The organism is Streptomyces sp. NPDC057616, from assembly GCF_042800575.1.
Lineage (GTDB): Bacteria > Actinomycetota > Actinomycetes > Streptomycetales > Streptomycetaceae > Streptomyces.
This window is the reverse complement of record NZ_JBHVGU010000019.1, coordinates 1-11977: the sequence shown is the minus strand read 5'-3', so window position 1 is coordinate 11977 and position 11977 is coordinate 1. Positions and strand designations below refer to the sequence as shown.

At 72.6% G+C, this 11977-nt stretch carries 8 protein-coding genes; 4 read left to right on the top strand and 4 right to left on the bottom strand.

The genetic code is table 11. The features are described from left to right. Positions 1-105 precede the first annotated feature (105 nt). The gene (gcl, locus tag ACFU97_RS23840) at positions 106-1890 is read right to left on the bottom strand and encodes a glyoxylate carboligase (RefSeq protein WP_384259823.1); all 1785 of its coding nucleotides are present in this window, start codon (positions 1888-1890) and stop codon (positions 106-108) included. Between the two features lie 190 nt (positions 1891-2080). On the opposite strand from gcl, the gene ACFU97_RS23835 reads away from it, so the two are divergent. After that, positions 2081-2770 carry a hypothetical protein gene (locus tag ACFU97_RS23835; RefSeq protein WP_384259821.1) on the top strand — a complete coding sequence of 230 codons (690 nt, stop codon included), beginning with the start codon at positions 2081-2083 and terminating at the stop codon, positions 2768-2770. A gap of 48 nt (positions 2771-2818) precedes the next feature. On the opposite strand, the gene ACFU97_RS23830 is transcribed toward ACFU97_RS23835, so the two are convergent. Together ACFU97_RS23830 and ACFU97_RS23825 are read right to left on the bottom strand one after the other, a co-directional pair. Further along, the gene (locus ACFU97_RS23830) at positions 2819-4408 is read right to left on the bottom strand and encodes an AMP-binding protein (RefSeq protein ID WP_384259818.1); all 1590 of its coding nucleotides are present in this window, start codon (positions 4406-4408) and stop codon (positions 2819-2821) included. After that, positions 4405-6081, bottom strand: coding sequence for an AMP-binding protein (locus ACFU97_RS23825; protein WP_384259816.1), 1677 nt, complete (start codon positions 6079-6081; stop codon positions 4405-4407). Before ACFU97_RS23825 ends, ACFU97_RS23830 begins: the two co-directional genes overlap by 4 nt. A 112-nt stretch (positions 6082-6193) precedes the next feature. On the opposite strand from ACFU97_RS23825, the gene ACFU97_RS23820 reads away from it, so the two are divergent. The 3 genes from ACFU97_RS23820 to ACFU97_RS23810 all read left to right on the top strand — a co-directional run bounded on the left by ACFU97_RS23820 (position 6194) and on the right by ACFU97_RS23810 (position 10984). Further along, the gene (locus ACFU97_RS23820) at positions 6194-7027 is read left to right on the top strand and encodes a response regulator transcription factor (RefSeq protein WP_384259814.1); all 834 of its coding nucleotides are present in this window, start codon (positions 6194-6196) and stop codon (positions 7025-7027) included. 159 nt (positions 7028-7186) lie between these two features. Then, on the top strand, positions 7187-9988 hold the full coding sequence (locus ACFU97_RS23815) for an ATP-binding protein (protein ID WP_384259812.1): 2802 nt from the start codon (positions 7187-7189) through the stop codon (positions 9986-9988). Positions 9989-10192: 204 nt separating this feature from the next. Further along, the gene (locus ACFU97_RS23810; protein WP_384259809.1) at positions 10193-10984 is read left to right on the top strand and encodes a S1 family peptidase; all 792 of its coding nucleotides are present in this window, start codon (positions 10193-10195) and stop codon (positions 10982-10984) included. A 108-nt stretch (positions 10985-11092) separates the two neighbouring features. Here the strand turns inward: ACFU97_RS23810 and ACFU97_RS23805 are convergent, their stop codons facing one another. Further along, positions 11093-11959, bottom strand: a complete 867-nt coding sequence (locus ACFU97_RS23805) for a LysR family transcriptional regulator (protein WP_384259807.1) — start codon at positions 11957-11959, stop codon at positions 11093-11095. Positions 11960-11977 lie beyond the last annotated feature (18 nt).

Sequence of the window (11977 nt, the reverse complement as noted above, 5' to 3'; positions counted from 1 at the left end):
AGAAGGGGGAGAGAGGGAGTGGGGGGGGGGGTGGGAGTGGGAGGAAAACCAGGAGGCGCCGCCCCTCCCCACAGGATGCTCCGCCCCTCGTCTGTACCTGCCGCGTCAGACCTTCAGCGTCCTGATCGAGGTCGGGGCGTGCCCCGGCTCGGTAGCGAGCTCCTCGAACTCCACGACGTTGCTGATGTCGTTGGTGCCGCTCATGGAGATGTTGGTGACGCGCTCCAGGATCGCCTCGACGACCACCGGCACCTGGAACTCGGCCGCGAGCTTCTTGGCCTGCTCCAGGGCCGCGCCCAGCTCGGCCGGGTCGGTCACCCGGATCGCCTTGCAGCCCAGGCCCTCGGCGACCTTGACGTGGTCGACGCCGTAGACGCCCAGCTCGGGCGAGTTGATGTTCTCGAACTCCAGGTTGACCTGGAAGTCGATCTCGAACGCCCGCTGCGCCTGGCGGATCAGGCCCAGGTAGGAGTTGTTCACCAGGACGTGGACGTAGGGGATCTTGTGCTGCGCGCCGACCGCCAGTTCCTCGATCATGAACTGGAAGTCGTAGTCCCCGGAGAGGGCCACGACCTGCGCCTCCGGGTCGGCCTTGGCGACGCCCAGCGCGGCCGGGATCGTCCAGCCGAGGGGGCCCGCCTGGCCGCAGTTGATCCAGTGCCGGGGCTTGAAGACGTGCAGCATCTGGGCGCCGGCGATCTGCGAGAGGCCGATGGTGGAGACGTAGCGGGTCTCCGGCCCGAAGGCCTTGTTCATCTCCTCGTAGACGCGCTGCGGCTTGATCGGGATGTCGTCGAAGTGCGTACGGCGCTGGAGCGTGGCCTTCTTCTCCTGCGCGGAGGCGGCCCAGGCGCCGCGGTCGGGCAGCCGGCCCGCGGCCTTCAGCTCCCGTGCCACCTCGACGAACAGCTCCAGCGCGGCCTTCGCGTCCGAGGCGATGCCGTAGTCGGGTGCGAAGATCTTGCCGATCTGGGTGGGCTCGACGTCGACGTGGACGAACTTCCGGCCGGCCGTGTAGACGTCCAGCTTGCCGGTGTGGCGGTTGGCCCAGCGGTTGCCGATGCCGAGGACGAAGTCGGACTCCAGGAACGTCGCGTTGCCGTAGCGGTGCGAGGTCTGCAGGCCCACCATGCCGGCGTTCAGCTCGTGGTCGTCGGGCAGCACGCCCCAGCCCATCAGGGTCGGGACGACCGGGGTGCCGGTCAACTCGGCGAACTCGACGAGCAGTTCGGCCGCGTCGGCGTTGATGACACCGCCGCCGGCGACGATCAGCGGGCGCTCGGAGGCGTTGAGGAGCGTGATCGCCTTCTCGATCTGGGCGCGGGTCGCGGCCGGCTTGTAGACGGGCAGCGGCTCGTACGTCTCCGGGTCGAACTCGATCTCGGTGAGCTGCACGTCGATCGGCAGGTCGATCAGGACCGGGCCGGGGCGGCCGGAGCGCATCAGGTGGAAGGCCTGCTGGAAGACGCCGGGCACCTGCGCGGCCTCCAGCACCGTGACGGCCATCTTGGCGACCGGCTTGGCGATCGAGGCGATGTCGACGGCCTGGAAGTCCTCCTTGTGGATCACGGCGGTCGGGGCCTGGCCCGTGATGCACAGGATCGGGATGGAGTCGCCGGTGGCGGAGTACAGGCCGGTGATCATGTCGGTGCCGGCCGGGCCCGAGGTGCCGATGCAGACCCCGATGTTGCCCGGGTGCGTGCGTGTGTAGCCCTCGGCCATGTGCGAGGCGCCCTCGACATGGCGGGCGAGGGTGTGGTGGACGCCGCCGGAGGCCTTGAGCGCCGCGTAGAAGGGGTTGATCGCCGCGCCGGGCACACCGAACGCGTTGGTGACGCCCTCGCGCTTGAGGATCTCAACTGCCGCGCGGGCAGCGGTCATACGTGCCATCGAGTACTCCTGCTTCGGCTGTCGGATTCGCACTCCCGGCGCGCCCCGCGGTGGCTCTTCCGTGTCGGCTTCTCTGTGCCTTCCGCACTGTTTCCACCATGCGGAAAGTTACTTCTACTATCTGGAATCAATGTAGGAGGGGGAAGGAAGGCAGTCAAGAGACGGACAATCAGGTGCCCGCAGGAGGACGATGAGGGCCATGTCCGAGAGCGTCCCGGTGCGCTGTCCGGCCTGCCGGCGCGAGCACCTCTACACGGCGCCGTCGTACCGCTGCGTGTGCGGCGCCCGTGTCGTGCCCGCGCTGGACCGGCACGGGAGCGCGACGCCCGTCTCGCACGAGTCCTGGGAGGAGGGCTGGGTCACGCTGCGCTGCGCCGAGTGCGGCCGCGGCGACCAGTGGCCGCGCCCGGAGCTGGGCTGCCCCTGCGGCACACTGCTGCGCGTGCCGATGGCGGAGGCGGGCGCAGCGGCGAAGACGGCGACCCGGCCCGAGCGCCCCCGCTCGCGGTTCAGGCCCGTCACCATCCACACCGCCCGGGACGCGGTGACGGCCGCCGCCGTGTATCTGCGCTGGCTCGGCTACCGGGACATCCGCCGCGCCGACCAGCGGCCCCCGTCCGGCATCGGCATCGCCGCCCGCGGTCTGGTGGCCCAGGTCGACCCGACCGCGCGGCCGGCCTCGCTGCGCGACGTGGAGTGCCTGTGGCTGACCGCCATGACGGAGTCGGCGCACTGCGTCTACTTCTCCCTGGCCGGCTATGCCGACGAGGCCCACACCCGCGCCGAGACCCTGAACGTGCCCCTGTTCGTCCTCGACCTCACGGGCACCCCGCAGCCGGTGAACGGCCCGGCGGACGAACTGGACGCCACCGGCGCCTGAGCACCGGTGGCGTCACGGAGAACGAACTGAGCTTTCCTGGAGGGGACCTCAGTCCCCGTACTTCTCCCGCAGCTCCACCTTGCGCACCTTGCCCGACACGGTCATCGGGAAGGCCTCCAGGACCTGGAGCAGGCTGGGGACCTTGTAGTGGGCCAGCCGGCCCTCGCAGTAGGCGCGGACGTCCTCGAGGGTCGGGGGGTCGGCCGGGTCGCGGGGGATGACGCAGGCGAGGACCTCCTCGCCGTAGCGCTCGTGCGGCACGCCCACGACCTGGACGTCCCGGATCTTCGGGTGGCCGTAGAGGAACTCCTCGATCTCGCGCGGGTAGATGTTCTCGCCGCCGCGGATGATCATGTCCTTGATGCGGCCGACGATCTCGACGTAGCCGTCCTCGCGCATCACGGCCAGGTCGCCGGTGTGCATCCAGCGGCCGGCGTCGACGGCCTCGGCGGTCTTCTCGGGCTCGTTCCAGTAGCCGAGCATCACGCTGTAGCCGCGGGTGCACAACTCGCCCGCGGTGCCCCGCGGTTGGGTCACGCCGTCGGCCGGGTCGACGACCTTCACCTCGATGTGCGGCAGTACGCGGCCGACCGTGCCGGTGCGGTGCTCCAGGTCGTCGTCCATGCGCGTCTGCAGGGAGACCGGGGAGGTCTCGGTCATGCCGTAGCAGATGGAGACCTCCTCCATGTGCATCTCGGCGACCACCCGCTTCATCACCTCGACCGGGCAGGGGGAGCCCGCCATGATGCCGGTGCGCAGGGAGGTGAGGTCGTAGCTCGCGAAGTCGGGCAGGCCGAGCTCCGCGATGAACATCGTCGGCACGCCGTACAGGGAGGTGCAGCGCTCCTGCTGGACGGCGTCGAGGGTGGCCTTCGGCTCGAAGGAAGGGGCCGGGATGACGATGCAGGCGCCGTGCGAGGTGGCGGCGAGGTTGCACATCACCATGCCGAAGCAGTGGTAGAAGGGCACCGGCACACAGATCCGGTCCTGCTCGCTGTAGGCGATCAACTCACCCACGAAATAGCCGTTGTTGAGGATGTTGTGGTGGGAGAGGGTGGCCCCCTTGGGGAAGCCCGTGGTGCCCGACGTGTACTGGATGTTGATGGGGTCGTCGCAGGACAGCGCCTCGTACGTCACCTCCGGCGTCGCCCGCCCGAGCAGCGCCTCCCAGCTCGGGTCGCCGATGTACACGACCTCGCGCAACTCGGCGCACCGGCCGCGTACTTCGTCGACCATCGCCCGGTAGTCGCTCGTCTTGTGGCTGAGCGAGGCGAACAGCAGCGAGACACCGGACTGGTTGAGGACGTACTCGACCTCGTGGGTGCGGTAGGCCGGGTTGATGTTCACCATGATCGCGCCGATGCGGGCGGTGGCGTACTGGACCAGGACCCACTCCGGGCAGTTGATCGCCCAGATGCCCACCCGGTCCCCCTTGGCGACCCCGCTCGCGCGCAGCGCCCGCGCCAGCCGCTCGACGTCCGCGCCGAACTCGGCGTACGTCCAGCGCCGACCCGAGGGCACGTCGACGAGCGCCTCGCGGTCGGGCCAGGCAGCGACCGTCCGGTCCAGGTTGGCGCCGATGGTGTCCCCGAGCAGAACGGTCCCGCTCGTCCCGTGCGTGTACGACAGTTCACTCACCGGAAGTCCTCCTCGCGGTACTCCTGGTCCGAACCGGCGGCGGTCGCCTCGCGCAGTTCGACGCGGCGGATCTTGCCGGAGACGGTCTTGGGCAGCGTCCCGAACTCCAGCCGGCGGATGCGCTTGTACGGGGCGAGCACCTCGCGCGAGTGCTCGAAGATCACCTTCGCGGTGTCGGGGCCGGGCTGCCAGCCCTCGGCGAGCACCACGTACGCCTTGGGGACGGCGAGGCGCAGGTCGTCGGGGGCGGGCACGACGGCGGCCTCGGCGACCGCCTCGTGCTCCAGCAGCGCGCTCTCCAGCTCGAAGGGGCTGATCTTGTAGTCGGAGGCCTTGAAGACGTCGTCGCTGCGGCCGACGTAGGTGATGTAGCCCTCCTCGTCCCGCGCGCCGATGTCGCCCGTGCGGTAGTAGCCGCCGGCCATCGCCTCGGCGGTGCGCTCCGGGTCGCCGTGGTAGCCGGTCATCAGGCCCACGGGCCGCGCCGACAGGTCCAGGGAGATCTCGCCCTCCGCGGCGCCGGGCGCGCCCGTCACCGGGTCCAGCAGCTCGACCCTGTACCCCGGGCTCGGCCGCCCCATGGAGCCGGTTTTCAGCCGCTGACCGGGGCTGTTGGCGACCTGCACGGCGGTCTCGGTCTGCCCGAAGCCGTCCCGGATGGTGACGCCCCAGGCGCGCCGGACCTGCTCGATGACCTCCGGGTTCAGCGGCTCCCCGGCGGCGACGGCCTCGCGCGGCTTGCCGCGCAGCTGGGTCAGGTCGGCCTGGATGAGCATGCGCCACACGGTCGGCGGGGCGCAGAAGGTGGTCACGCCCGCGCGGTCCATCTCGGCCAGCAGCCGGGCCGCGTCGAAGCGCGTGTAGTTGTGGATGAAGACGGTCGCCTCGGCGTTCCAGGGCGCGAAGAGGTTGGACCATGCGTGCTTGGCCCAGCCGGGCGAGGAGATGTTGAGGTGCACGTCGCCGGGCTTCAGGCCGATCCAGTACATGGTGGCCAGATGGCCGATCGGGTACGAGGTGTGGGTGTGCTCGACCAGCTTGGGGCGGGCGGTGGTGCCCGAGGTGAAGTACAGCATGATCGGGTCGTCGGCCAGCGTCGGGCCGTCCGGCAGGAACTCGGCGGGGGCCACGGCGTAGGCGTCCTCGTAGGGCTCCCAGCCCTCCACCGGCAGTCCGCCGACGCAGATGCGGGTGTAGGCGCCGGGCACGTCGTCGAACTTGGCGGCGTCCTCGGAGCGCACCACGACGTGCCTGACCCGGCCGCGCTCGACGCGGTCGCGCAGGTCGCCGGGGCCGAGCAGCGGCGTGGCGGGGATGACCACGGCGCGCAGCTTCATCGCGGCCAGCGCGGTCTCCCACAGCTCGACCTGGTTGCCGAGCATGACGAGGACCCGGTCCTCGGCCCCGACACCCCGGTCGCGCAGCCAGTTGGCCACCCGGTCCGAGCGCTCGGACATCTCCGCGAAGGTGACCCGGACCTCGGTGCCGTCCTCCTCGACGATGTGCAGCGCGGTGCGGTCGTTGCCCTCGGCGATGACGTCGAACCAGTCGAGCGCCCAGTTGAAGTGCTCGGGCCGGGGCCAGCTGAACCCCTCGTAGGCCGTCGCGTAGTCCTCGCGGTGCTCCAGCAGGAAATCCCGCGCACCACGGAAGAGCTCCGTCGCGGTCGTCATCTGTCCTCCTCGTACCGGACCATTGCCGGGCGGCTCTCTGCCATCGTGTAATCCGTGATGCAGGTCTCACTACCCCCGAACGGGGGTGTGTGCTGCGGGAAAGGGCGAGCAGGTGACAGCAGACGCGGCCGGAGCGGTCGAGATTCGCAACGCCCTGGTACGGCTGCGACGTGCCACCGGGCTCCCCGTCGCCTTCGGCGGACTGGTGGAGGCCGGCCGCCACCACGTGCGCATCAGCGAGCTCAACGGCGCGGCCACGCTCGCGCTGAGCGGACTCCCGGTGAGCTCCGGAAACGGCCTGGGCGGCCGGGCGGTCGCGCTCGCCCGGCCGTGCGCCGTCACGGACTACAGCTCGTCGCCGCAGATCAGCCACGAGTACGACATCCCGGTCGCCACGGAGGGCCTGCGCTCGATCCTCGCGGTGCCGGTGGTCGTACGGCGCCGGGTACGCGGTGTCCTCTACGGCGCCCTGCGCACGGCCCAGCCGCTCGGCGACCGCACGCTGGACGCGGCGATGGTGGTGGCGCGGGACGTGGAGCAGGCGCTCGCCGTCGGGGACGAGGCCCGGAGCCTGGCGGCGGCCGTCCGCGCCGGGCAGGCGCCGGACGCCGCCGCGGGTGCCGCCTGGGAGCAGGTGCGCGAGGCGCACGCGGCCCTGCGCGCGCTGGCGCCGCGGATCGCGGACCCGGTCCTGCGCGCGGAACTGCTCGACGCGTGCGACCTGCTGACGCCGGAGCCCGCCGGCGGGGAGGTGCGCCTGGCCCCTCGCGAGCTGGACGTGCTCGCCTGCGTCGCGGCCGGGGCCACGAACGCGGCCGCCTCGGAGCGGCTGGGGCTGCGCCCGGAGACCGTCAAGAGCTATCTGCGCTCGGCCATGCGCAAGCTGGGCACACACACGCGGGGGGAGGCGGTCGCCGCGGCGCGACGCACCGGGCTGCTGCCGTAGCCGGGGGCCTCGCACCGAAGGTCATCTATTCATGCTGGCGAGCTTTGAATTTCCCCATGCGACACCATTGTTATATCCCTCACCACCTCTTCCGTCCGGATTTCAAAGAGACATTGCCTAGAATTTGGTGGGGACACGACACGTGGAGGGGAGCGGACCGTGCGAGGGGACTTCAAGGAGCCTGCCCGATGCCGCCCCGACCTGGTCATCGGCAGGGAGGAGCCGTTGAACGCGGCGCGTGAGCAGCTCGCCCGCGGCGGCAGTGTGCTGCTCCACGGTCCCGCCGGAATAGGAAAGTCGACCGCTCTGCGGGCATTGGCCTCCGAATACGGGACGGCCGACCGTACGGTCTTGCGCTGCTCGGCCACCGAGTCCGAATCGCATCTCCCCTTCCTGGCCCTCGCGGACCTGTTCGGGCTGGTCGCGGACGAGGTCTCCGGCAAGCTCCCGGCCGCCCAGCGCACGGCCCTGGAGTCGGCCCTCACCGGACGCGGCGAGTCCACCCTCCAGCGCGACGGCCTCGCCCTGCGCCTGGCCGTGCTCTCCGTCCTGCGGGCGCTGGCCGCCGAGGGCCCCGTCCTGCTGGTCGCCGACGACCTGCAGTGGCTGGACTCGGCCAGCGCCGAACTCCTCGGCTTCGCCGCCCGCCGCCTCGGCGACACCCCGGTGCAACTGCTGTGCGCGGTGCGCACCGAGGGCCAGGAGGAGTACGACCGCCATCTGCGCGCCACGCCGCCCGACACCCTGGCCGTCCGGCTCGGGGCGCTCTCCCGCGGCCAGGTCTCCGCGCTCCTGGACCACCGCGGCTACACGGGCCTGCCCCGCTCCACGGTCCGCGACATCCACCGCACCAGCGGCGGCAACCCGCTCTTCGCGCTCGAACTGGGCCGCGCCCTGGCCGAGAACCCGACCCCGCCGCGGCCCGGCGAGCCGCTGCCGGTGCCCACCTCGCTGCGCACCCTCGTGCTCAACCGGCTGGACCTGCTCTCCGACGAGGCCCGCCGCACCCTCCTGGTGGCCAGCGCCGGCGCCCGGCCCACGCTGGCCCTGCTGCACGCGGCCGGCCGGGACGACGCCGAGGCCGAGACGGTCCAGGCGGCCGAACTCGGCCTGCTGGCAACGGAACCGGAGGGCCCCGCCGTCCGCTTCGCGCACCCGCTGGTCTCCGCCGCGCTGTACGCGGAGGCGCCCGCGCAGGAGCGGAGGGCCGCCCACGCGGCGCTGTCCACGGCCGCCTCCGACCCGATCGAGCGGGCCCGCCACCTCGCTCTCGCGACCACCGGCACCGACCCGGAGGCCGCGGCCCGCCTCGCCGAGGCCGCCGCCCTGGCCCGGGACCGCGGGGCGCCCTCGGTCGCCGCCTCGCTCGGGCTGCTCGCCGCCCGGCACACCCCCGCCGACGACGATCCGGGTCCGGACGAGCGCCGGCTCCAGGCCGCCGAGGACGCGATCACCGCCGGCGAGGTGGACCTCGCCCGGGACATCGCCCGCGACGTGCTGACCCGGGCCACCGCGCCCGCGGACCGGGTGCGGGCCTGGATGGTGGTCATCGAGGCCGCCGGGCAGGCGCTCGGCGACGTCGACACGGTCTACCCGCAGGCGCTCGCCGACGCCGGCGACGACCCCGGACTGCTCGCCCTGGTCCACTACCAGCTGGCCTGGCGCGGACTGGTCGTGGAGGGCGACTTCGCGGAGGGGCGGGAGGAGGCCGCGCACGCGGCGGAGCTCGCCGCCCGGGCCGGCGACCGCCGCACCGAGCTCCTGGCGCTCGCCTTCCAGGCGCAGACCGAGACCCTGATGGGCCACCCGGACGCCCCCGCGACCATCAAGCGCGCGCTCAAGGAGCCCCAGGACCCGCAGGTCGCCTGCCACCACAACGGCGCGGGCGCGACCCGCTACCGCTGGCTCATCATGAGCGACCAGCTGCCCGAGGCCCGCAGCACCGTCAACGCCCTGCTGCGCGAGGTGCGCCGGCGCGGCATGGTCGAGAGCGAGGTGCACTTCGTGCGCCTGCTCGCCGAGACCGAACTGCGCTCCGGGCACTGCGGCCGGGCCCTGGACCTGGCCCGGGAGAGCATGCGGCTGGCCCGTGACTCCGGGATCGGCGAGATCCCCTCCGCGGTGCTCGACTCCCTCGCCGAGGCCTCGGGCGGCGCCCCGGAACGGGCGCTGGCGCTGGCCCGGGAGGCGGTGGAGCAGGCCGAGCAGGCCGGCGACCAGATGTACGTCTCGCGGGGACTGACCGCGCTCGGGCACGCCCAGCTGGTCGCCGGGGACACCGAGGGCGCGGTGGGCTCGCTGCGCCGGGTGCGGGAACTGGAGCGCGGGCTCGGCATCACCGACCCGGCCCGCGGCCGCTGGCACGGCGACCTCGCCGAGGCGCTCGTACGGACCGGTGAACTCGACGAGGCGCAGCACCTGGTCGACGTGGCGCGCGCCCACGCGCTGCGGCTCGGGCGCGAGAGCGTGCTCGGGGTGCTGGACCGGGCCGAGGCGCTGGTGCGGGCCGCGCGCGGGGAGCACGAGGCCGCGCTCGCCCAGCTGACGTCGGCACAGGACCGGCTCGGCAAGCTGGGGTACGGCCTGGAGGAGGCGCGGGCCGCGTTCGCGCTGGCGTCGCTGCGCCCCGGGCGCCCGGGACCGACGTCGTACGACGAGGCGGCCCGGCTGTTCAGGCGATGCCGGGCGATGCCGTGGCTGCGCCAGGTGGAGGCGGCTGCCACGAGCCGGGTGGAACCGATCGCCCCCGCCGCCACGTCGGAGGGCCTGGAAGGCCTCGCCTCGATGGAACGCCAGGTCGCCGCGCTCGTGATGGAGGGCGCGACCAACCGGGAGATCGCCGCCCGGCTGTTCATCAGCGTGAAGACCGTCGAGGCGACCCTGACCCGGGTCTACCGCAAGCTGGGCATCCGCTCGCGCGTGGACATCGTCCGTTTGGCCGCCGCACGGCGCGCGAAGTGACGGCGCGCCAGGTTAACTGAGGCGGACCGAGGGTTTTCCCTCACCCCAACCCGCTAGGGGGTTCCCTCATTGGGAGCCGGGGGTTCCGGGTCCTAGCGTGATGGACGTGCCGCTCGCCCGGGCATACGGGGGTCGGTCCCGCGACCCCCGTGCTACGCCCCCACCCGTGCGACCCCCCACCGGCAACCCCCGTTGAGGAGACTCATGTTCGGGCTCACCCGTGCCAGACCGGCAGCCGCAGTCGTGGCCGCGACCGCCGCGGCGGCCGCCACCGCACTGCTCGGCGCGCCGTCCGCGGCAGCCGCGCCTTCCCCCATCGTGGGCGGCACGACCACCACCACAACGGCCTATCCCTTCGTCATGCAGATCACCGACGCCTCGCAGAACCAGTTCTGCGGCGGCACCCTCGTCTCGGCCACCAAGGTGGTCACCGCAGCTCACTGCATGGCCGGGGAGACCCCCAGTGCCGTCCGCGTCGTCGGCGGCCGCACCTACCTCAACGGAACCAACGGCACCGTCAGCAAGGTCAGCAAGATCTGGGTGAACCCCGACTACACGGACGCCACCAAGGGCGACGACGTCGCCGTGCTGACGCTCTCGACGTCGATGCCGTACACGACGGCCAAGTACGTCACGTCCGCGGACACCTCGGTGTACGCGGCCGGCACCACCGCCCGCATCCTCGGATGGGGCACCACCTCGGAGAACGGCAGCTCCTCCAACCAGCTGCGGACCGCGACCGTCCCCGTCGTGGCCGACTCGGGCTGCCAGAGCTCCTACGGTTCGGACTTCGTCCAGTCCGACATGGTTTGCGCCGGATATTCCTCCGGCGGCGTAGACACCTGCCAGGGCGACAGCGGCGGTCCCCTGCTCATCGGGGGCGTCCTGGCAGGGATCACTTCCTGGGGCGAAGGGTGCGCGGAGGCGGGTTACCCGGGTGTCTACACCCGGCTGACCACCTTCTCCGACCTGGTCACCGAGCAGATCGGCTCCTGACCCGGAAGGACTCCTGAGCACCCCTCAGGTGAGAGACAAGGGGGCGTTGCGGGCTACCACGAGCAGCCCGCAGCGCCCCCTTTCCAATGGGCCCGGACTGCCCGGAGATCAGCCCTCGTGATCGCCGCAGGCCAGCAGCAGGGCGTCCAGGTGCGGGGGCGGCGCCGCTGCGGGCACGGCGAGGCCCGCCGGCAGCGCGAGGCCCGGAGCCCGGAACGGCACGAAGGCGACGCGGGGACTGCGCAGCACGCGCGCGTGCGAGGCGTAGACGACCGTCCACGACGGCCGCGACCCGACGGCGGCGAGGGTCTCGCGCAGGGAGCCGGCCGCCCGGCCGGTCAGCGGCTCGAAGCCGGCCTCGCGGCAGGCGCCGACGACGAGGTCGACCAGGGCGGGGTTGTTGCGGCGCTCGGTGAGGCTCAGCGGCAGCCCGGCCAGCTCCCCCACGCCGATCTCCGCGCGCCCGGCGAGCGGATGCCCGGCCGGGAGGGCGGCCACCAGCGGGTCGGGCCACAGGGGCAGGACGCGTACGCCCGGCACGGGTTCGACGGCCCGGACGAACGCCGCGTCGAGCTGCCCGTCCGCGACCCGGGCCAGCCGCTCGCCGGCCGGGAGGGCGACCAGCTCCACGGGCACGTCCGGCGCGCGCAGGGCGAACGCGGCGAGCACGCGGTCCAGACGGGTGCCGGGTCCCCTGCCGGTGCCGAGTCTGAGGCCCTGCGGCGGGGCGACCGCGGCCCGGGCCCGCTCGGCCGCGGCCAGCACCGTCCGCGCCTCGGGCAGCAGGCGCTGCCCCGCCGCGGTGAGCCGCACGCGGCGCGGGGTCCGGTCGAACAACTCGGCGCCCAGCTCCCGTTCCAGACGCTGTATCTGCATGCTCACCGCGGACTGGACGATGTGCAGACGCTCGGCCGCCCGTCCGAAGTGCAGCTCCTCGGCGACCGTGACGAAGCAGGCGAGCTGCCGCAGTTCCATGGACCCGACTCTAGGGCC